This is a genomic window from Rhodopirellula sp. J20-39 (assembly GCF_057365095.1).
This window is the reverse complement of the sequence record NZ_CP195123.1, coordinates 1,547,465-1,569,266: the sequence shown is the minus strand read 5'-3', so window position 1 is coordinate 1,569,266 and position 21,802 is coordinate 1,547,465. Positions and strand designations below refer to the sequence as shown.

The following is a 21,802-nucleotide window of genomic DNA, read 5'->3' as shown; positions in this document are numbered from 1 at the left end:
CCGCTGCGTCGGTCGCGTGTCATGATTGGGTGACCAACCTACTTGCCATATACCTTCGCTTTCGCATCACCGCCCGACAACAAGTATGCGACGAGGTCACGAACTTCTTCGCCATTGAGCGAATCGAGCATGGATTGAGGCATTTGTGAAACAGGGGAGTCCTTGATCATTTCGATTTCTTCCGCGTCAACAACGACCGCCTTCATCTCTTCACCGGCCTTCATTGGCGGATAGATTTCGACCTGATCGTCATTCTGAATCACCAGTCCAGTCAACAGAGTACCGTCGGCTAGCAACACCATCTTCGAGCCATACTGATCACTGATGACTTTGCTGGGTTCGATGATTGATTCAAGCAAGTAGCTTGCATCAAACTTGTTCTTTACTGTCGTTAAGTCAGGGCCAATGTCACCACCGAGACCATCAAACCGGTGACAACTGGCACACTGGATTGAGTGGAACAAATTGCGCCCACTTTCGAAATTGGCGTTACGAAGATTTGCGGATTCGGTGTGTTGACCAGCTTCCGCTTGCGTCCATTTTTTGCCTGGACCCTTCGGTGCGGTAATCGGAAATTCGGGAACGGGGTTGAAGTCTTCGCCGCTAATATCAGCCAACTCAGCACGTTGGTCGTTGCTCAAGTGCCCCAGCACCTCATCACGCAAGTTCGCCAGGAACTTACCGTAACTGTTGCCGCCACTGAACTTGGCCGCTTTGTTGATGAACTCGATGTAATGACGAAGCTGATCCATCGTCCAACCCTCACGTAAGTTACGAAGCATGAACGCATAGTTCACTTCATGCGACGGCGGCTGATTCGCCAACATCTTTTTGATGCGAGATCCGTAACGTGGGTTACTGTCAAAATCAATATCAGCAGCCCATGCCGGAGACGTCGACTCGGCTTTGGCCATCAGGTCGATAGTTCGCTCAATCACGTTCGGCGCATTGAGGTACACCAGCACACGCACCAATTCGGTGTTCACATCCTTATTGGCATGGGGAAACAAAGGATCGATTTCAGTAATCACTTGCTCACGCTGATCAGCGGTCGGTTCCCCCAACCGAATGAACGTCAATGCATAAGCACGCAGCAACCCGAGCAACTTCGAGTCGGATAGTTCATCTGGACTCAGCTTTACCAACGCAGCCAACAAGTCACCACGATGCGATTCATCACCACGACGAGCCAAAGCTACCGCACCAGAAATACAAGCTTGCGGATTGGATTCCGCTATCGCTTTAGCTGCCCACTGCTCAACGGGTTGAGATTCAATCGCGATACGAGCGGCGTGTCGAAGCCAACGATCGTTGCTGGAAAGGTAAGGCCAAGCGATATCGACCGCACTGACATCTTCACGGCCATGGAAAGCTTCCAGATGGCGACGCAAACTTCTCGCCTCCGCGCCGGCCAACTCATCGGTTACCGGCTGGGTCGATTCATCACCGATATACGTGATGCGATAGACGGCTGAATCGGTACCGCGACCTCCCGTCGTGAAGTAGAGGGCTCCATCATGCCCAACAATGGCATCGGTCACCGGCAAGGGCGAACCCTGACAGATTGGCTCTTGAGTCCCACGCCATCCGGCACCATCGGGCGTCAGGTGGATGGCATAGATCGTGCCAAAGGTCCAATCCAACGCGAAGATCGCGTCCTGGTATTTAGCCGGAAACTTGGCTCCCTGACCACTGACAACTCCAGTCGGACTGCCTGGGCCAATATTTAAAACGGCCGGTAAACTATCTTCGTAATACTCAGGCCATTTGCCTGAACCGCTACGCCATCCGTAATCTGAACCGCTAGCCGCGAATGTGATCCGGGTCGGACGATACCAAGGCGAACCAAGATCCCATTCCATATCAGCGTCATACGTGAACAAGTCGCCGGCCCGGTTCAGCGTAATGTCGTACTGGTTTCGATATCCGATCGAAAAGACTTCATGCTGTTTCGTTTCAGGATTGAACTTGGTAATCCAACCGCCTGGGGCGAGTCGTCCTCGAGCATGACCATTGGCATCCCATTCCCGTGGCAAAAGCAAGTCTTCATCCCACGTGGGAACCCTCGAACCGGAAATTTCGGATTGCTCGGGAAGATTGGTGTGATTGCCAGCATCGACGTACAAATGCTTCCCATCCGGCGCCATGATCACAGCGTGATTACCATGCTCACCTCCGCCACGACTTTGGGAAAGTTTTTCTGCATGATCGAGTAAGCCGTCTCCGGTAGAATCCGTCAACTTATACAGCGGCGTGCTAGCACGATTGAAATACAAAGCATCGTCATGCCAGACCATCCCGTGAGCTCCGGAAACGGAGGCCGGCATTTTTTCAACCTTCACCTTCGGTTTGTTTGATTTCGCCGAACCAACGGATTCGGTTACCGTCAATCGGTAAAGCCCAGCCTCGCCTTGGTCGCTCGCATAAAGTCGGCCTTGGTCATCGGCGGTTAACGAAACCCAGCTTCCTTGTTCGCTCTTGGGTACTTCGTAGATAAGCTCGACCTTGAACCCGTTCGCAACCGTGATCTCGTCCGCGGCGACGGCGCGAGTTTTTCCTTTTCCACGTCCTGGATCGGCCGAGGTGACACCGGGCTTGTTCCAGGGCCCGACACCGAAGTCCCCTAATTTTTTTGTTGCCAATGTCCAAGCCGAATCGTTGAAGTCTGCGGATTGCCACCCATCCGATTCGTGATCACTTAATTTCCAATTAGGATCGGTAGCAATACGACGTTCTTTGCCGTCAACGGTCTCAATCGCCAACTTCAATACAAAACCAGCACTGCCACCTCGGTTAGCCGCCTCGACGGCAATTTGGTTTACACCCGCATGCAATAGACTTCCGACATCGGCCTTAATGACCGGATACATCCAGTCGCTACAAACTCCAGCAGCCTTTCCGTTAATCCAAACCGAAGCTCCGTTGTCACAGGTGAAATACAGACGAGCCGATTTGACTTCACTATCAAGCTGGAACTGCCTCCGAAGGTAAAGCGGATCATTCGAGGTTGGACGATCCTTGCGCCAAATCCAACTCGGCAAAGGGGCTTCGGAAACCCAGTCGAGTGACATTCGCTTTTGACTGACCTGATTGGTTTCATTCTTCGCCGCGACAGCAGCGGTTGCTTTCCTTTTGTTATCGACAGCTGCATTTATCGCCTTCGTTGCATCCCGACCCGCAAGGTGCTGCAACTGAACCTCCTTAAATTCAACCTTCATCGCTGGCCCCGCATGCAGTTGCAGTGCAAGAATGCCTTGCCGCTTGGCGTCGGGATGGTTGTCTGTCAAATCCATCGTTGTGACGCCATTGACTTGATGAATTTGGCGATTCCCAACAGCGATGATCGTCAACTCGTTCCACTCGGAATCCACCAGTTTTTGGTCTCTGTCGCCCACTTCGCCAACAACCTTAGGTTTGCCATCGGCATCCACTTCGACACGTTGAAAACGCTGAGCCACAATGCCTCGCCATTTTTCGGCGTAGAGCATTCCGAAGTACTTGGGCGATTTGTGCAAATCGGCTTGATACCCTTTGACAACGAAGTTGGCTGGATCAATGAGCTCGCTGCGATACTGGACGCCGGTATTGTTTCCTTGGAAACGGACCTTCGTCTTGAAAACAAAGTCGGCGACGTCACCGCCTTGCCAAACTAAAAAAGTGTTTCCTTTGGTTGGATTTTCTTTCGTCGTTTGCCCCACGATGACTCCGTCTTCCACTGACCAGAATCCTTCCTTGCCGGCCCAGCCACTGAGATCATGTCCGTTGAAGAGTTCCAAATAAGAATCATTCGCTAAAGCCGTTGCTGAGACCGTCAACAAAAAGACAAATAGAAATCTCTGGATCACGTGGGTGTATTGCATCGAAAGAACGATAGGTGGGAAGGGCGTGGGGAAGGAAAGCAGGTGGGGGAGGAAAGTTGAAAGGGCCGCGTGCACACGATAGGTTTGCCGGAAGGTTGATTCAGGTCGGCAGCATTAACATGCTCAAGTCGCGATGCATCCAAATCAAAAATCAGTTGGACACATCGTATCACTGTCCCGAGTGGATTGTCGTGCGCAGGTAGCCGGCCATTCCCTCTTTTCGCAAAAGATTGACATTTGCAGCATCAATAGTGGTTTTGCCCTTGGTCGATTTTGTCTCGTGACGAGGCCATGCGTTTCGTCAATAGGCGGTGGCGTTTAGAACGTTTGATGTTTCGCTACTTCGGCCTATTTGTCCACAGCCTCGACTTCTGCGAAGTCATCAGCAGTTACCGGCTCTACTGGATTCTCTTGGACGTACTTATCGAGAGCACTTTTTTCGATTGGCAGCGACGTCGAATTCGAATCCTCGCAACCCACAATCGCTAACAGCACAACAAACGAAGCGACAACAAACGCAGGTAATTTCATCTTCTTGATTCCGACTCTTAATGCAGACAGAGAGTTTAAAAACGAGGACACTCACAAGTTGAGTGTCCTGGACCTAGCCAATCAGGCCAAACATGTGCGGCCAAGCCAGCGGGCCAATACCAGCCCGCTGGCGATCGTCGCGATCGATGCGACTAGAACTCTTCTTCGATCGTTTCTTTGTAAGCCCGTGAGCCCAGACTTCCCCAAAGCCCGAAGGGACTTTCGGAGCCTGCAGGTAGAGCAGGACCACGCCAGCCCACATGAACGCTGCCTTGGTCGCCAGCTTCGATCGAGTCGGTCACGAACTTGACTGCACCATCACCCATCAGGATGTGAACGCCGCCTTGGTGTCGGCTACTTGCCGATGCCGTTGCATCGCTTAGCCCAAGGCTGCCACCACAGTAAGCACCGTTAGGTGGAACGGTCGTGTTCATCCCAGAAAACAGGATCCGACCGAACGCCCACTTGAAGCCTCGCTTCACTTCACCTAGCGGGCCGATGCTGTTGTTGAAGTCGGTCTCCACCAACCCCGAACCCCAGAACTGGGGACGAGCGGAATCTACATACGAGTCACAAGCTCGGTTCGTGCCAACCTCACCCACGAAGGACGTGAAGGCTCCATAGGCTGGATGCGTTCTTTTATCGCGGTCACCCAAGTCGGTAACAATCTCGCCAGCCATGATCGTGTTAGACAGGCCATCGAGGATGTCGCGGAACCGAGCCTCTTGGCGGTAAACGAAGACACCACGGCATGATTCACGTTGCCGCTCGGGTCCGTTGTTGTTCCAGTCGCCGTTGTCCTTCCTTCCACCGTGAACATAGATCGAGGAATCCCCCATGCAGGCGGCGTAGTTCGTGCGAGCGAAGGCGGGCAGTCCGATTCCGGGGTCACTTGGGCAACGGAAGCCAGGCACTTCGGTCACCCAAGGATCGTAAGCACGACCAGCGTGATCGTTCAGTCGGCGCCGAGGCGTTGGGCCCATCGATTGGAAGCTGGCCTTACCGGGAACCAAACGTGGGTTGGAGATTTGTTCCCACAAAGCTTGCTGTTCGATGAACGGAGTTAACCCTACCAGCCAGCTCAGTTCCAAAGCGTTGGTAGCCGTGGGGATATCGGCATCGGTTTGAGCAAGGCCACCGGCCGATGCACTACCGACAAGCGTCGTTGTACCGCCACCCTGGGTGGGCAACTTCTTGTAAGCGGAATGGTAGTTGTGAACAGCCAAACCAAGCTGCTTGAAGTTGTTGCTGCAGCTCATCCGGCGAGCCGCCTCACGTGCCGCTTGAACGGCCGGAAGCAACAAACCGACCAGCACACCAATGATCGCGATGACCACCAGTAATTCAACCAAGGTAAATGCAAACCGATTACGTCTCATGAGAAACACCTAACACTCAAAAATAGAACAGCGTAAAAAAAACATCTGAACTCCCAACGACTACGGTCATTGGGCGTCACCAATAATCCCGCCTTAGAGGGAAACTTTTGCGCAAAAACCCAGATTCCCATCAAATCTCTGGCTGTTGTTCACGCTACCAGAGCTTCATTCTGAAACTTTCTTCGAAACCGCATTAGAAAACGCGCGAAAGTTTGCTCGTTTCGCGGGTAGATGCGTGCGTGAGCATTCAAGTTTTGCTTGCTGAACTCCAGGTCTTGCTTGATCCGGATCTCGCTCCAATCACGCCGTCCGTTTTCAACCGCCGCTGCTGCCTTGGTTTGCACTCCGACTTCGGCTCGGCCTTTGGCTTTGCTTGCACCGACACGAGTCCGGCGACCTATTTCTCCAACGCACAAATCAAACCCATCAACGAAGAACCTTCACAAGACGAATTTGTGCGGTTGTTGGCAACTCACTCGAGTCGGCTGATGTCGTTTATTCGCATCATCACCGTGAATCGCCATGATGACGCAGAGGAAGTGTTTCAACGAACATGCATGGTCCTATGGCAGAAATACTCGCAATTTGATGGCGATAATTTTCTTGCATGGGGATGCCAAGTGGCTCGGTTTGAAATGCTAAAACACCGCGACACCCTGAAACGCGTCAAGATCTTCTCCGACGAAACCATCGAGCATCTTGCATCCGCTGCTCTTCCATTTGTCAGCGAATGCGGGGATCGGCATTCCGCATTAGGTGGCTGCCTGAAAAAGCTACCTGATGCCGACAACGCCCTGATACGCCGCCGGTATTACGACGGATTAAGTGTGAAAGAGATCGCCGATCGACTAGGCCGATCATCGCACGCTGTTTATCGAGAACTGAGCCGCGTCCACGGTGTTCTCTCCCGATGCGTCGAACGCTCCTTAGCTGAGGAAGTCTAGTGGTACCCGACAATCGCGACCTCGCCGCATTACGCAAGTTGATCCTGAAATCACATCGTGAGCCCTTGAGTGATTCCGAAATCACCGAGATTAATCTGCTGGCACAAACCGTCGCCGGATCAGAAGAGGCAGTCGCCTTGATTGATCAGCTCTGTCTACTCGATGACCAGCGATCGCTGGACTCGCCATCGGTTGCCAGGGAATTGTTCGCCGCGCTGAATGATAAGACGGAAATCAGCACCCCCTCCGAGCCTTCGCAATCTGTGATCCAGCCCCAATCAATTGGCGCGAATGCGATCAGCCATACCGCATCGCAGAAGAACAACAACCTGGGCTGGCTGCTAGCTCTAGTGGCAAGCAACATTCTAATCGCCTCACTGGCTTGGTCATTTGCCAAGCGTTTGTCAGTTGAACAAACCACGGCGAGCATCACCTTGCCCGTTGCTTCGCCGCAGATGGTTTCCATGACTGCATGCGTGTGGCGTCCTTCCAGCGATTCGATCCCAATGCCAGGAAGCCAAATTCAATTAGGCAAAACGCTCAATCTTGTCGAAGGGATTGCAGAGATTCGAATTGGCGAAGGTACACCCGGTGAAGCGTTGGTGCGGCTCGAAGGCCCCGCGGGAGTGTTTGTTCGCGGCGACGGTCAGCTTGGTTTGCGATACGGAAGCCTTACCGTCCGGTCGCTCGGTACAGGCAGTGGCAACGTCATCATCAACGTCCCCATCGGTGACGTATCCATCGATGGGCAAAGCTCAATTGGCTTAATTTCTAACGACAAGCTCAATGAAGTCCATGTGTTCTCGGGTCGGGCCGATGTGCAACCTTATCTAGCGACATCCATCTCCAGCTCGATTCGATTGGCAGAAGGCGAAGCGGTTCGATTCTCATCCGAGTCGGAAGGCGATTTTGGTGTCATCATGCTCGAAGCATCGATGTCCAAATTCGTATCAACTCGCTCGCCCGGGTTTGACCCACTTAATTTGGGTGACCGTTACGAGGACGCGGTACACGCATCCAAACCGAACATCTATTGGCGGTTCGAAGAACAAAGTGTCCAGTCCCCTCATCACATCGCCAACCAAGGCAGCACACCCAATATGGATGCGGCCATCATCGGCGAGCCCGGATGGCGTCAGTACGGTGAAAATCGAGTTACCGAACTAGGCAAACTGGGAGCCTCCTCTGGCTTTCACGCCACCGGACTGTGGCCGCCAAAACCACTTGCCGAATACACGTTTGAATTGTGGATCAAACCGGAACTGTATCATCACGGCGAAGTGCTCTGCATGCACCGAAAAGACAGCGAGAAAGATGGCCGCTATTCCCATGGGTTGATGATCGAAACCTTGGCGACAATGCCGCTACTTTTTCAGAACCACCTGAAGATTCACCGACCAAACACTTTTCGCTTTGTGCATCGCGCGCCGGCATCCGGGATCGCCACCGATGGCAGTAACGTGGCAGCGCAAGCACCCTACCAAGGTCGAATCTGGCAACACTTAGCGGCAACTAAAAACAACGACACGGTTTCGCTCTGGATTGATGGAAGCCTTGCTGCAAAGCGACCCGACCCAACGTTGTTGGAAAATGACCTGCAAATCGTGGTTGGCCAACTTTACCGATCAAGGGCGGAACGCCGATTCGTTGGGCAGATCGATGAGGTCGCTATCTACGATCGTTGCCTTTCACCAGAAGAGCTTCAGACCCATATCCAAGCTGCCGGGCGCAAAAACGCTCCTAAGATCTCGCAGTAGTTTCGAGGACGATTCTGCTTGGTCGACTCTGAATTTGCTTCCGCCTCACGGGGGCATGAAAAACAACTGCGTGCACCGAAAACGCGTCCCTAATCAATCATTCGCGGACGATCCAGACCAGCGAATACATGCCTACCCCAATCCAGTCAGCACTCCATCGCCACAGAAGTCTGGGTTACCGAAGGTATTCTGAGGATGTCCCATTCGCTCCGCCACCGTTAGCAAGAAGCGGTTGTGCGAAACTCGTCCGAAGTCGAGTGCTTGATCACCAGGAATCCCGAGTCCGCCGCCCACTAAAACAAACGGGATATTGTCGCGAGTGTGCGAATTACCTTTTCCTAGTTCATTAGTCCAGATGATCGTCGTATTGTCGAGCATCGAGCCTTCGCCGCCTGGTTCAGGTGTTTCTTTCAAACGTTTGGCCAAATGCGCCACCTGCTCGCAATACCAAGTATTGATCCGAATTAGTTTCTCGTACGATTCGGCATTGCTGTCGGGTTCGTGCGATAACCCGTGATGGCCCTCGGGAATGTCCAACCACCGCATCTTGGGTTGGCCGACACTGTTGGTGATTTGGAAAGTTGCAACGCGAGCAAAGTCAGCCGCCATCGCGTTGACTAACAATTCGGTTTGCATCCGAGTGATCTCGGGCATGTTGTCGTTCTGGTCTTCGACGTTGGGCGGCAACTCGGGAACGGCATGACCGATTCGATCCGTTTGCGTTTCCAGTTCGACCTTCAATTCCTTTTCAACCTTGCGGACCAAATCCACATGCTGCCGCAGTAGATGCCTATCCTCGGAACTAATCATCGATTCCAACTTTTGGAAGTCGCCAGATAAGTCGTCCAAAACGCTCGCCAACAGTTCACGGTTTTTCGCTTGCCCGTAGAGCTTGTCAAACATTTTGTAAGGATCGTCGATCGGCGCGACCGGTTGATTGGGTCCGGAGTAGCACATCCGGGTCCAAGTATCGGCTCGCTCAGGAACCAGCACGCCGAATTCGAGGGAACCAAACCGAGTACGAGTCGCGGCATCAGCCTGCAAACGATTCTTCAGAAACTGATCAATACTGATTCCCTGTGACCATCCCGCTGGAGTGTCACTACCGCCTTGCACATCCCCTGGGAACAACTCCACACCGGTCAGCAAGCAACCAATGCCTCGCATGTGTCCATCGCCGTCACCTCGAATTTGGTTGCACAAACCGTGCATGGTGACTGTCTGGTCACGAAACGGTTCCAGCGGTTTCAAGATTCGTTTGAAATCCAACTTACCCGGTTTCCCGGGTTCCGGCCGATCCGGCCAAAAGTGTTCGGGGATTACACCGTTGGGGCTGAACACAATGATCAAACGTTGGCGTCGACTTGCCTGGCCAGCAAAGGCGAGGCTCGGAAGATTCCAAGCGAAGTTCGCTGCCGCGGCACTAATACCCGCGTTGCGTAGGAAACGACGTCGTGAACTGCGATTTGACATTTTGAATTCCACCTAGATTTGATCGCCTGGGACCGACGAGTCCTGGGCTGCGATGACGGCAACTTCGACAATCAGTTCGCGGATGTTGTATCCCGAGTCCTGAAACTTCTTGGAAAGCTCAGCCAACCGGTTCACGCCATAGGCGGCGATCGGTTGCTTCGTGAAATATTGAAACACTCTCGAGACAAACGCGTTTCTCGCGTCGTCACTGTGGGCGACGTAATCGCCCAGTTCCCGAGCATTCTGAAAACGCACTTGTTCGTCGTTTCGAGTTAAATATGAGCCGGAAGCGTCAATAGGACGATCGCCTTCAAGCTCTCGGTAATGCCCAACCGCGTCGAACTGCTCCATTGCGAAACCCAACGGATTGATCTTCACGTGGCATATCTGGCAACTGTCCGCACTCGTTTGCAAAGCAACTCGCTCACGGGTCGTTAGATCAGGATGCAGGTCAGGACTGAGTGGAGCAAAAGCGGCATTCGGGGGCCGCAACGTGCGTCCGAAGACATGACGAATCAAGAACACGCCTCGATGAATTGGCGACGTATCTTTGTGATGGGCTAACTTGGCCATCACCAGTGGGTGAGTCAGCACACCAACGTGGGTTCGCGGATCACGCACCGTTTGCGAAAAGTGATGATGAACTCGTGGGATATCGGGATTGCTAAGCGTGTCGCCGCTAGGTTGCCATGCATCGCCATAGAACTCGGCAATCCGCGGGGTCGTCAAAGACCAATCCGCATTCAACAACAACCGAAAGTCGCTCGCTTCACTCCAAACCACTTCATCCAAAAACGCGTTCAAGGACTGGCGTAGGTCACTGACCAACTTATCGTCGAAGCCAGCGAACAAAGCGTCGTCTTTACGGAGATCGTCCTCCATCGACAATTCCAACCAATGATGGAACATCCCCCTGACTTTCGCTCGAACGCGGCGATCGGTCACCAACTCACGGGTTACCTGTCGAACTTGATTCGCGTCCTTCAAGTGATCCTTTTTGATGACATCGGTCAGCCATGGATCGGACGGGACCGAGTCAAATAATGTCAACGCCAGCCGAGCACCGTTCTGCCATGATTGGGTTCGATCGGAATTCACGGTCGGATACAGAAACCAAGGTGACTTGACCGTCAACAGAACCGCATACTTGATAATTTCTAGTTCGTCTTCCGTCTTGGAGAAAACTCGGTCAAGAGTCGGCTTCGTTCCCACCTGTGCCTCATCGCCTCGGTGAGCAACGCACATCAATTCAGTCAAGAATTGACGTAACAACTCCGGTCGTGGTTTCTTTTCCTTCTTATGCCGGTCGATATAGTCTGGCCAAAGCTCATCCGCTGCGAGTTGAGCAAATTCGATCGCGGCGGAAGTGACCGCATCGTCCCACGCTGCGTCAACGCTGATGCCTCGTTCAAACCCATAACTGCGATCGTCCGGCGGCATCTTGGTTTCGATCCGACCAGTTGGCGGCATCCAGCCCGGAATCATTTGCGATGCTGGAATGATCTCTTCCACACCACCAGGCGGCACCCAAGCCAATGAGATGTTCGAGGGTGGCGTTTCACCTTTGCGTTTGCGTTGGGTCAGTGAAATCTTGAATGGATAGACATAGCCAGCGGCCAACCACACCGTGCGCCGAAACTCGTTACGACCGGCGGACTGGACATGATTGTCGATCAAAACATTTCGCCAGTGCCCAAAAGACATTTCAAATGAGCTATCGCTGCGCACCACAATTTCATGGCGGCCCGAATTGTCGACTCGAAGCCCACCTTCGAAACGGGCCAGAAATTCACTGCCATCAATTCCGAGGTCTGTGCCATCGGGATGACGTGGTCCGTCGAGTTTAAAGTCGAAATCGATAACATCGACGTTCCCGTCAAACTTCCGCTGCTCCTGCTTGGCGTGCTTCCCGTTGTAGTAACTGGCTTTCACACCATTTTGCGTCACGCGTTTTTTCCAGCGATCATCAACGCGACCACCGAAATGGGAATACAGGTCCATCAAGCTGTTGCGAAGTTGATTGCCCGTCATTCGTTGCAAAACCCGACGCGGCGGTCGGTTACGCAACTGGGCAGCTTCGCTGTAAAACGCGTGATGGATATACGTCGCAACAGCCCGTGCATCCTCACCCTCACACAGTTCAGGATCTTCCTCCGGCATTGTGTCACCAATCAACTGTGACAACTCGCCTATCGATGAATCACCGACCAGCGGATCCGGGTAAAAATCTTCGTTGCCTTGTCCGACCGTTCCATGACACGTTGCACACTGCGTCTGAAAGATCTTCTCGCCAATCTTGCGACGAGCTTCATCGGTCGGCTCGTTGGAATCTTCAACGGCAGTGTCCTGTTCATCCTCTTGAGCAGCAACAGTCACGGCGAAAACCGAATCTGGGGCCGCAAACATCGACCAAAGGCCTGCGGCAGCAGCGATCGATAAGATCAAAGATCTCAGCTTCATAGCGAAATGCTTGTCGATCATGGGAAGGATGGGGCAGCTAAATCAGCGGTGGGACTTGCCAGGGCGGCAACGCGAATTAGCTGGGGAGGGACTGACATTATAGGTTTCGGCTACCTAATTGCTAGTCTTTGTTGTTTCAAACCACGGTGGATTGATGGTTTTCGCGTCAGGAATCGTCGCACGCCAAGAACAGCGAAACCGGTCCTGAACCCAGGGATTTGGGCTGCCGCGTCTCCCGTTGGATGCCCACGCTTTACCGCGACGACGTACCGCCAGTTCGGCTACCAAGAACCCACCCAATGCGTTCATCCAGAGCCCCCCTAGATCAATCTTGACCCAGATTGCCAAAACGCTATCATTCCTCACGTCTGGCAAAACAGGCAAACAAGGGCGACTGCAGCATTCGCGGATGTCACGAACCTTGCGTGCAAGGCGAGCCTTGCGAACATCACGAGGCCTGCGGGCATCGCGTTGTTTGCAACCAGCCGCGGGATATGCGAAGCTTTAGAGGTCTAGGGCTGCCAGCTCGACTAGATGAGCTAAGTGCTAGTGCATCGTGGCCGAGGTTTTGCTAAACGAAGTGACCGAGTGAAGGTAGGTCGACCCGATCTTCTCTCTTTTAGGTAATGGTACTACCCCACAGGGAGGATGGTTCCGGCCATGACCACTAAGACAGTATTTACGACAGGCGAAGCCGCAAAAATTTGCAAGGTTAGCCAACAAACAATTATCCGTTGCTTTGATAACGGTTCGCTGAAGGGATTTCGTGTCCCTGGAAGCAAGTTCCGTCGCATCCCGCGTGAACACCTATTTCTGTTCATGAAGGACAATGGCATCCCCACCGATGCTCTTGAAAGCGGCAAGAAAAAGCTCTTAATTGTCGATGACGATCAAGACTTAGTTGACCTGATGCAAGATGGTTTCCAACGCGATGGTCGGTTCGAAATCCGCACCGCCAACAATGGCTTTGATGCCGGCATGGGCGTGAAGGAATTCCGACCTGACCTGGTCGTCTTGGACGTGATGCTACCGGACATTAACGGTAAAGAAGTTTGCCAGCGAGTGCGGAGCGATCCTTCCATGGACTCGGTCAAAATTTTATGCATCTCCGGTATGGTAGAGCATTCCAAAGTCGACGGTTTGAAAGCCGCCGGTGCGAACGATTTCATGCAAAAACCATTTTCGATCGACGATCTCGTCGGACGAGCTTGTGACTTGCTTGAAATGGAACGCGGCGTGATCGGCTGATCAACTTCAGCAACTCGCATTGTGATCGCAAGGTTCGAAATTTTCGTTTCGAGCCGCTCGCGTATCGGTGATACTCGTATCAGCAATAACGCACGACCAGCAGTGTCAAACAGTCAATAGGATTGCTTGACAGTGCGGAGTGCTGCTGTCAGCGACACCGTTGAGCGGCAGTTCTTCAAACTAGCGGCTCTGCCGTACGAAATGTGCGCAAGCCGAACGAAAGGAAGGCCTCGTGTTGCAACGCCCACAAACGCATCTCCGGTCTCGGGCTGTCGCGTCGAATAATCGTCCTACCACCACTGCATTCAGTGGCTGGTTGCCCGCGATTCGCTGCAGTTCGTCAACGTTTTGGTTGCCACTCGCGGCGACATCCGTCGCGGCGATTACCGAATCCGTCGATCGACGATCCGCTGCTGCGGACTTGGTCGCCGATGCCATGTCGACCGATCCATCGTTTGCGATCGCGGCTACCTTCCACTGGATCAACGCATCAACTGATCTAGCCGATGACCAGCCGGACACTCCACATCTTGATGAGTTTCGGCTCTCGCGATTGGCTGACCACTGGTGTCGTCATGTTCGTGCCATTTGGCGGTCAACGGACTGGTTGGAATGTCCCTCTGGGTCGGATGCTGATACACGGTGGGAGCGTTTCGCCGAATTGGATCAGTATTTCCGAACATTGCCGATTGGGCGATGGATCGAACAATCAGGAGTATGGATTGAAGCCGGCGGCGGTCACGCAGCGACCTCTCGACTGGCATCACATGGACGGCTCGTTGACGATCGCAATTCAACAGCGGAATCACCCAATCGAGCATCCGCGCACCAGATGATCAATCGACTGGTTGAACAAGTGGATGCGGACGCCTTGACCTCCGATTCATTGGCCACGGCGATTGACGTGGCGAAACGAGATTTGGCGCACACGCTGGCCTACGGGCTTAGCCATGAAATTAACAATCCATTAGCAAACATCGCGACCCGCGCCGAATCTTTGATGCGTCGCACGAAAAACGCCGACCAGCTTGAATCACTCCAGCGGATCATTGATCAAACATATCGTGCTCATGCGATGATCGCGGACCTGATGTTCTACGCTAATCCTCCAAAGCCCCACCGACAGGCATTTGATTTGCGGTCTCGAATCGACGTCGCAATCGAATCGGTTGCCGCGGTCGCGAATCGGCGTTCGATTCAAGTCCGCTGCTTGGTCGATCAAAACATTGATTCTGTAGTGGCCAACGGCGACCCGGAAATGATTGGCGACGTTATCGTGTCATTGATTCAAAACTCAATCGACGCGATTGGCATGGACGGGACGGTGGAGATTCATCTGAATTCGATTGCCCATACAGCGGAATCCGGTACAGCGGAGTCCCAAACTTGGCAAATCCGGGTTTGCGATAGTGGTCCGGGAATCACGGCCGAACAAGCCAGCAAGGCATTCGATCCGTACTTCAGCGGCCGAGAAGCGGGGCGGGGACTCGGACTTGGACTTTGTCGTGTCCAGCGGATCATGGAACTTCATAACGGTACGATTGAGCTGCAATCAGCTCTGGCCGGTTGCGTAGCGACGCTTGCTTGGTGACACGCGAAAGCAACGTGTAGGCTCGGTGACAAGAACGAGCAGGGAAGGCTGCGACCGATTCTGGCTGTAAAGGTCGCCCCGGGCCTCTGACTTCGGTAAACTTATCGCATGAGCACCGCCGCGATCTCCAACGAAACAATGTCGCCGGACGCCCCCTCGGGCTCGGTCACCCCAGCCCCTTGGTTAGAAAAACTCGATGATTGGGCGGAGTATCTTGGCGACAAGATGAACCCGATTCTGATCAAAGAAACTCGCCAAGCCCTAAAAAGTCGACAATTCGTCATCACATTCTCGGTGCTGTTGATCGCTTCGTTTGGTTGGACGGTCGCCGGTAGCTTGTCGCTGATGCCGCTGATCTATACGACCCCGTCCGCTCCGCGAATGTTGATCGGGTACTACGTCGTACTGGCACTGCCCATGCTGATTGTCGTACCGCTGGCGGCGTATCGATCTCTTGAATCGGAAATCGACGATGGCACACTCGAACTGCTTTCCATCACCGCGTTAAGTGCGTGGCAGATTGTGTTGGGTAAGTTGGCCAGTGCATCACTGCAAATGATGCTGTATCTAGTCGCCTTATTTCCTTGCGTCGCCTACGCATACACGTTGCGAGGCGTTGATTTGCCAACGCTGGCATTCATGATGTCGACACTGATCGTGACGGCATTGACGTTAACCGTTGTTGCACTTGCATTCGCCCCGTTGGCTCGCGGTCGCACTGGACGGATCAGCACGCTGTTGGTCGTGCTGGGCGTGCTGCTGTTGGTGGCTTACCTCATAAGTTTTGCCATCATTGGCATGATCACTTATGGCAATCCGATGTCGACGCAGTGGACTGTGCTTTTGTTGGTTTCGGCGTCGATCTTGGCCGTGTCGGTGAGTCATTTGCTGCTAACGACGACTGCGTCCATGCTGACGCCCGAAAGCGAAAACCGCAGTAGTGGAATTCGGTGGGCGTTGTTGATGTTGACGGCATTGGTGATGGCCATCAACGCGTTTGCCATTGAGTGGATGGCGGGCGACGATGAAGTGCTAGCCGTGTTCTTCCCGTCGTTGATGATCATGGGGCTGTTGTGGACGTTCGCCGGTTCGATGATGGCAGCGGAATCCGATGTGGTGACGCCACGAATTCAGCGTGAATTGCCTGGCAATTTTGCCAGTCGATTGCTGTTGGTCTTTTTCACCCCGGGGCCTGCCACGGGTTTGGTGTTCGCTTGTTTGGGCGTCATCACGCTTTTAATTGCGACGTTTGTTGCGATCGAGCGAATGCAAGACATCGGTAGCGTGATGCGGGCTCGCGACTTCGACATCCTGCGACACGCCGTTTTGGCGTACAGCAGCTACTTGGTTGTCTTCCTAGTCTTAGTACGCTGGATCGTGGCGATATTAAGAATCAATAACCATCCACGAGTCGAAGTGGGTCTGGCCGCGCTGATCGCCGTGGGCGTGTTGTCGTCGTTGGTGCCCTATTCGATTGGACTGCATTACAACGACTATCGCCCGTATTCCTACTCCGCTTGGCAGATCACGAATTGGGTTTGGACCCTCGGTACGATCTTCGACAACAGCAAACTGTACTGGGTCAACGAGGTTGCCGTGGGCGGATTGATCATCGGCTTTTTGATCGCGATAGCGGGTGTGGGACGGCGGGCACTTGCCATGCGTACCGCAACACCCCAAGCCGTCCTAGCGGAACAAGCCAAGTCGGCGTGAAGGTTCGTTAAGTTCATCGCTCGCCCGATCGTCCGAGGCGGCTCGTGCTTGCTCGATGAATTCGAAGCGACTACGCGTGCCAGACGCGAATTCCTGCCTGGACTCCAATCCTCTTAGGATTCCAAGTCAGCTAACTTGGCTTCGAGAGCTTCCAATCGGGCGGTGACTTCATCAAGTCGGCTCTGAATTTTGTCGATGCGACTCTCATTGGCCATTGAACCTGGCGAAGCCGGACTGGCCGGAGTCGGTGATTCGGTTGCAGCTCGTTTTTCGACTTTGGCGGCCAAATGCTGTCGCTCGGTCGGTGTATACAGACAATGCGCAAACGTCTGGCCCCGTCCCGCTGGCGTGATTGCTTCGACAAGCCCTTTGGAAATCAGCGTATCGATCTCTGCCTGAGTCGCCGTGAGATCCACGAACGGGTGCATCCGGTTGGCTCGCGTGCGGATCTCTCCGAGCGTTTGAGGACCACGCAGCAGCAACTCCGTCATGATGGCGGATCCAGGGCTATCGACATCAAACCACTCGTAGGCCGCATGTCGATACTTCGTAACCCGGCCGCTTCCCTGGATTTCGCGAACAGCACCGGCCTCGCGAAGTTCATCCAAAGCCCGCAACGCGTCCCCTTCGTCGACGTCCATCTTGGGGTCACGATTGGATTTCTGATTGCATCCGGTGATGATTCCAGCCAACGACAGCGGATAATTGTCAGGTGTGGTCTTAGCCTTTTCGACAAGAACGCCTAAGCAGCGGCGGGCGATCGCAGTGATCGGACGGGCGGGCGGTTTGGAGGCCGATTCGGCATCCGGGGTTGGGGAATCGTCACTCATGGATGAAGACTGCCTGTTTGCAATACGGAATGAAAGCTCGTCAACCGATGTTAGCATCCCAAGACGGGGACCGGGTAGCGGTGCTGCTTAGCCGTTTGGTGCGGGTTCACCATACAATTATCGCTGCTGGAAGCTGTTTTCGGGCGCTTCGCCCTCTGCGCGAGGGGCACTTCAGGGGTATCATCCCGCTTTGGGTGGTTCGCCCGGTTTGCAATTGATTGTTGTTTGGGAGCATTTTCGTTGAATACGCTGACCGCTGTATTGTGTCTGATCGCGTTGGTTCTAGCCGTTGCTGTCTTCATGGCAGTAAAAATGCCTAGGTTATTCGTCCGCTGCCTCTTCCGACCATTTCTGGAAGTGTTCTATCGCGGCCGCACCGTCGGACTGGAAAACTTGCCAGCCGAAGGTGGCTGCTTGCTGGTCAGCAACCACATTTCTTGGATCGATGGAATTCTGATTTTGTGGCTCCTGCCGCGGAACGTGCGGTTTGTCGTCGACGGAGGCAATTTTAAATCCAAACTTGCGGATTACCTTGCCGGCGCTTTTGGGACCATCTTGATGATGGGCGGCCCCAAATCGATTGGTCGAGCCATTCGGTCCGCACGCGAGGGCCTTAATAACGGCGACATCGTCGGCATTTTCGCCGAAGGAACCATCACACGAACGGGGCAGCTTCAGGCATTCAAGCCCGGGATGACCAAGATCTTACAAAAGACCGATGCCCAAATTCTTCCAGTCCATATCGAAGGAATGTGGGGCAGCATCTTCAGTTTTTCAGGCGGCCGATTTTTCAAAAAATGGCCGACCAAGTTTCGACGTACGATCACACTTTACGTCGGCAAGCCCATGCCCGTCGACACACCGATCAGTCTAGTCCGCACCCGAGTTCAATCACTGGGATCGCAAGCTCAAGTCGACAACCGAAAAGAACTTCCCGTTCTAGCCACACGTGCATTGCGAGCCTGGCGACACCGCGGCAAACGAATGCAAGCGGCCGACACAACCGGTGTGGAAGCGGGCGGCCGAACCTTGCTGATCCGAACACTCGCACTGCGTCGATGTCTGCGTCGTGAAGTGTTCACCAACGACGAAAAGTATGTCGGTGTTCTTTTACCGCCCAGTGTCGGTGCCGTTGCGGTCAACGTAGCGTTGGCGGCAGACCGTCGTATCAGCGCTAATCTGAACTACACCGTCACCAGCGAGGTCATGAATCACTGCATCGCCGACATCGGGATCAAACATGTCCTGACCAGCGATCGCTTTTTAGAAAAGATCGATGTCAAACTGGATGCGGAAATCGTTTCGCTGGACCAGCTCAAAACCAAAGTCTCCACCGCCGATAAGGTCATCGCGTTCCTGCAGGCAACCGTTGTCCCAGCATGGTTGCTCGAACGTATTTTGGGTCTGAATCAGGTTCAAGCGGATGACTTGTTAACAGTGATCTTCACCAGCGGTTCGACCGGCATGCCCAAAGGCGTCATGCTTTCCAACGCCAACGTCAGCCATAACGTGGATGCGATCGACCGAGCAATCCGCTTAAACAGCGAAGATATTGTGGTGGGCGTGCTGCCATTCTTCCACTCCTTTGGATATGCGGTCACCTTATGGGCGGCCCAAACATTGGGTTGTGCCGGGGTCTACCATTTCAATCCGTTGGACTCAAAGCAAATCGGCAAGCTGACCGAGAAATACAAGGCGACCGTCTTTCTGGGCACGCCCACGTTCCTACGCGGTTACATTCGCCGGGTTCCAAAAGAACAATTTGAAACGTTGGACGTGGTCGTGGTCGGCGCCGAAAAGATGCCGCCGGACTTGTTTGATGCATTCGAAAAGAAGTTTGGCGTTCGCCCCGTCGAAGGTTACGGGACTACTGAAATGAGCCCGTTGGTTAGCGTGAATATCCCGCCTTCGCGATCGCAAGCGAAGTATCAGCCCGACCGCGTCGAAGGCAGCGTCGGACGTCCGATGCCAGGTATATCCGCACGCATTCTTTCACCGGACGATGGCACTGAAATGGGAACCGGAGAAGATGGGTTGCTGATGGTCACCGGACCGAACGTCATGCGTGGTTATGCGGGCAAAGATGAACTGACTGCGAAGGCCGTCGTCGACGGTTGGTACAGCACCGGAGACATCGCCCACCTCGATGCAGACGGTTTTCTTCACATCACCGGTCGCCTAAGCCGATTCTCAAAGATCGCCGGCGAAATGGTTCCGCATGGTCGAGTGGAAGAGGAACTCGCCAAGTTACTTGTCGAAGGCGACGAAGACGATCAATTACGAGTTTGTGTGACTGCAATTCCAGACGAAAAGAAAGGCGAAAAGTTGATCGTCTTGCACACCGACACGTCACGCTCAATCGACGAACTGCGTGAAGGCTTACGCGCCGCCGGCCTACCCAACTTGTTCATCCCGGGTGCGGATGGTTTCCATCGGGTGGACGCCATTCCAATGCTGGGCACTGGTAAACTCGACCTTAAGGGCGTTAAAGACTTGGCCGTCCAGCAAACATCCTCGACTGCGTCCTAAAGCAAGATCGTCCCAAAAATCCGATATCGTCCCTTCGTTTCAAGAAGTTCGTTTGATCGAACTTACCGCTGAATCGATTAGGTGCATCTTGAGGTAAATCAGACGCGTCGAAATTGACCGGTCTCTTGTAAATGCTTGCGAAGTCGTTGCCGACACTGCATCGCAAATTCGGCCACCTCCTCGGTCCGGTAATCGGGATACGTCCAACGGTGATGAATCCATTTGCCGCCCATGTAGTTCAGCGTGACTTCCGCAAAGATTCCTTCACGCAGATACAAACGGTGGTCCCGATCCTTAATCGTAGCTAGAACTAACTTCGCTTGCGTGATGTAACCGGGATCCAGGTTCAGCGGACGCTCTTCCGCGTGATCCGACAGATCGGCATATTCCGCTTCCCATTGATTAGTCAACGTCTTCCAATCAGCTAAGCCGGCAGGATCCGTCATGGGATCCATGGCCACCAGGACTTTCGTCAAATCGTTCCCCATCGACTCGCGATAGAATCCGCCTTGATCGAACGTTGTCGCAACGCTGGTTTCGGCCGAACTTCCCCACCGACTCGTTAGTCGCTCCATCGCCCACTGATGAGCTTCTTCGTGCCGCGAGATCACCGCACAAAACCGAATGACCGGTTCAATCAACCTGAGTTCTGACATAGTGCTTGTGCTAGGGAGAAAGACGCTTGGTCGACCAGGAATCGCCGCTACGGGAGTAGACCAGCCGATCATGCAAGCGACTCGTTCGGCCCTGCCAGAACTCAATCTGGACCGGCGTCACCGCGTAGCCGCCCCATTGTTCAGGCAGCGGCACTTCGCCGGATTCGGGATACTGCATTTCCAATTCAGCAATGCGACTTTCCAGCACCCCCCGAGACTCAACCACGGATGATTGGACGCTTGCATGCGCTCCCAACTGGCTTGCATACGGGCGAGAATGAAAGTATTCCCGTGATCGTTCGCGACTGATTTTCGCAGCGTGACCGTCAACCAAAACTTGTCGTTGAAGATGCGGCCAAAATAAACATAACGAGACCCTCGGGTTGGCCGCGATTTGCTTTCCCTTGGTCGATTCGTAGTTGGTGAAAAAAAGGAACTGGGCATCTTCAATTCCCTTTAACAGGACCGTCCGACTGGTCACTTCTCCATTGGGTGATGCGGTCGAAATCGTCATCGCATTCGGTTCGAACCATGCCGGAATTTCGCCCGCGAGTGCTTCTTCAAACCACTTTTGAAACTGAACCATCGGGTCCGCATGGGCGTCTTGTTCTAAGAGACCGCCGAGCGTGTAATTTTTTCGCATTTGATCGATGCGTGTTTCGGACATGGTGCGTTTGCGTGGGTTTGAATATGAATCGAGATGCGATTAACGCCCAATTCTAACGAAAAGTAACCAAAAACGGCATCGGGCCCAATCCGAACGGCGACTTTGGCGCGCCGGTTGCCTTGTCTATGTACAAAGATTGGTTGCTGCCAACGTGGCATCAACTC

14 protein-coding genes are annotated in these 21,802 nt (G+C 53.6%); 6 read left to right on the top strand and 8 right to left on the bottom strand.

What is annotated here, in order from left to right; genetic code table 11:
* Window positions 1-38: 38 nt before the first annotated feature.
* The 3 genes from ACR3ZL_RS05710 to ACR3ZL_RS05700 form a co-directional block, all read right to left on the bottom strand.
* A complete protein-coding gene (locus tag ACR3ZL_RS05710; RefSeq protein WP_486173267.1) occupies window positions 39-3,860 on the bottom strand; it encodes a 3-keto-alpha-glucoside-1,2-lyase-like domain-containing protein in 3,822 nt (1,273 codons plus the stop codon).
* Between the two features lie 348 nt (window positions 3,861-4,208).
* Entirely contained in the window at window positions 4,209-4,391 is a 183-nt protein-coding gene (locus tag ACR3ZL_RS05705) for a hypothetical protein (protein ID WP_473648850.1), read from the bottom strand.
* A 152-nt stretch (window positions 4,392-4,543) separates the two neighbouring features.
* Window positions 4,544-5,770 carry a DUF1559 family PulG-like putative transporter gene (locus tag ACR3ZL_RS05700; protein WP_486173266.1) on the bottom strand — a complete coding sequence of 409 codons (1,227 nt, stop codon included), beginning with the start codon at window positions 5,768-5,770 and terminating at the stop codon, window positions 4,544-4,546.
* 239 nt (window positions 5,771-6,009) lie between these two features.
* On the opposite strand from ACR3ZL_RS05700, the gene ACR3ZL_RS05695 reads away from it, so the two are divergent.
* Complete coding sequence (locus tag ACR3ZL_RS05695; protein ID WP_473648851.1) at window positions 6,010-6,714, top strand: sigma-70 family RNA polymerase sigma factor; 705 nt, start codon at window positions 6,010-6,012, stop codon at window positions 6,712-6,714.
* Entirely contained in the window at window positions 6,714-8,471 is a 1,758-nt protein-coding gene (locus tag ACR3ZL_RS05690; protein WP_486173265.1) for a LamG domain-containing protein, read from the top strand. Before ACR3ZL_RS05695 ends, ACR3ZL_RS05690 begins: the two co-directional genes overlap by 1 nt.
* Before the next feature lie 132 nt (window positions 8,472-8,603).
* Here the strand turns inward: ACR3ZL_RS05690 and ACR3ZL_RS05685 are convergent, their stop codons facing one another.
* Both ACR3ZL_RS05685 and ACR3ZL_RS05680 read right to left on the bottom strand, forming a co-directional pair.
* Window positions 8,604-9,944, bottom strand: a complete 1,341-nt coding sequence (locus tag ACR3ZL_RS05685) for a DUF1552 domain-containing protein (protein ID WP_473648854.1) — start codon at window positions 9,942-9,944, stop codon at window positions 8,604-8,606.
* Between the two features lie 12 nt (window positions 9,945-9,956).
* A complete protein-coding gene (locus ACR3ZL_RS05680; RefSeq protein ID WP_473648855.1) occupies window positions 9,957-12,404 on the bottom strand; it encodes a DUF1588 domain-containing protein in 2,448 nt (815 codons plus the stop codon).
* Between the two features lie 660 nt (window positions 12,405-13,064).
* Between ACR3ZL_RS05680 and ACR3ZL_RS05675 the strand changes: the two genes are divergently transcribed.
* The 3 genes from ACR3ZL_RS05675 to ACR3ZL_RS05665 all read left to right on the top strand — a co-directional run bounded on the left by ACR3ZL_RS05675 (window position 13,065) and on the right by ACR3ZL_RS05665 (window position 16,956).
* Window positions 13,065-13,652, top strand: a complete 588-nt coding sequence (locus tag ACR3ZL_RS05675) for a response regulator (protein ID WP_473648856.1) — start codon at window positions 13,065-13,067, stop codon at window positions 13,650-13,652.
* Window positions 13,653-13,887: 235 nt separating this feature from the next.
* Window positions 13,888-15,243, top strand: a complete 1,356-nt coding sequence (locus ACR3ZL_RS05670) for a sensor histidine kinase (protein ID WP_486173264.1) — start codon at window positions 13,888-13,890, stop codon at window positions 15,241-15,243.
* Between the two features lie 108 nt (window positions 15,244-15,351).
* Window positions 15,352-16,956, top strand: a complete 1,605-nt coding sequence (locus ACR3ZL_RS05665; RefSeq protein WP_473648858.1) for an ABC transporter permease — start codon at window positions 15,352-15,354, stop codon at window positions 16,954-16,956.
* A 113-nt stretch (window positions 16,957-17,069) separates the two neighbouring features.
* On the opposite strand, the gene ACR3ZL_RS05660 is transcribed toward ACR3ZL_RS05665, so the two are convergent.
* Entirely contained in the window at window positions 17,070-17,786 is a 717-nt protein-coding gene (locus tag ACR3ZL_RS05660; protein WP_473648859.1) for a YceH family protein, read from the bottom strand.
* 240 nt (window positions 17,787-18,026) lie between these two features.
* Here ACR3ZL_RS05660 and ACR3ZL_RS05655 point away from each other — a divergent pair, with 240 nt between their 5' ends.
* Complete coding sequence (locus ACR3ZL_RS05655; protein ID WP_473648860.1) at window positions 18,027-20,315, top strand: AMP-binding protein; 2,289 nt, start codon at window positions 18,027-18,029, stop codon at window positions 20,313-20,315.
* Window positions 20,316-20,413: 98 nt separating this feature from the next.
* On the opposite strand, the gene ACR3ZL_RS05650 is transcribed toward ACR3ZL_RS05655, so the two are convergent.
* Together ACR3ZL_RS05650 and pdxH are read right to left on the bottom strand one after the other, a co-directional pair.
* Window positions 20,414-20,971, bottom strand: a complete 558-nt coding sequence (locus ACR3ZL_RS05650) for a DUF4416 family protein (RefSeq protein ID WP_473648861.1) — start codon at window positions 20,969-20,971, stop codon at window positions 20,414-20,416.
* 10 nt (window positions 20,972-20,981) lie between these two features.
* On the bottom strand, window positions 20,982-21,638 hold the full coding sequence (gene pdxH, locus ACR3ZL_RS05645; protein WP_473648862.1) for a pyridoxamine 5'-phosphate oxidase: 657 nt from the start codon (window positions 21,636-21,638) through the stop codon (window positions 20,982-20,984).
* Window positions 21,639-21,802: the final 164 nt, after the last annotated feature.

Coding starts and splice junctions, on each gene's coding strand:
- ACR3ZL_RS05710 (WP_486173267.1), bottom strand. CDS start 3,860: ATGCAATACACCCACGTGATCCAGAGATTTCTATTTGTCTTTTTGTTG.
- ACR3ZL_RS05705 (WP_473648850.1), bottom strand. CDS start 4,391: ATGAAATTACCTGCGTTTGTTGTCGCTTCGTTTGTTGTGCTGTTAGCG.
- ACR3ZL_RS05700 (WP_486173266.1), bottom strand. CDS start 5,770: ATGAGACGTAATCGGTTTGCATTTACCTTGGTTGAATTACTGGTGGTC.
- ACR3ZL_RS05685 (WP_473648854.1), bottom strand. CDS start 9,944: ATGTCAAATCGCAGTTCACGACGTCGTTTCCTACGCAACGCGGGTATT.
- ACR3ZL_RS05680 (WP_473648855.1), bottom strand. CDS start 12,404: ATGAAGCTGAGATCTTTGATCTTATCGATCGCTGCTGCCGCAGGCCTT.
- ACR3ZL_RS05675 (WP_473648856.1), top strand. CDS start 13,065: ATGACCACTAAGACAGTATTTACGACAGGCGAAGCCGCAAAAATTTGC.
- ACR3ZL_RS05665 (WP_473648858.1), top strand. CDS start 15,352: ATGAGCACCGCCGCGATCTCCAACGAAACAATGTCGCCGGACGCCCCC.
- ACR3ZL_RS05660 (WP_473648859.1), bottom strand. CDS start 17,786: ATGAGTGACGATTCCCCAACCCCGGATGCCGAATCGGCCTCCAAACCG.
- ACR3ZL_RS05650 (WP_473648861.1), bottom strand. CDS start 20,971: ATGTCAGAACTCAGGTTGATTGAACCGGTCATTCGGTTTTGTGCGGTG.
- pdxH (WP_473648862.1), bottom strand. CDS start 21,638: ATGTCCGAAACACGCATCGATCAAATGCGAAAAAATTACACGCTCGGC.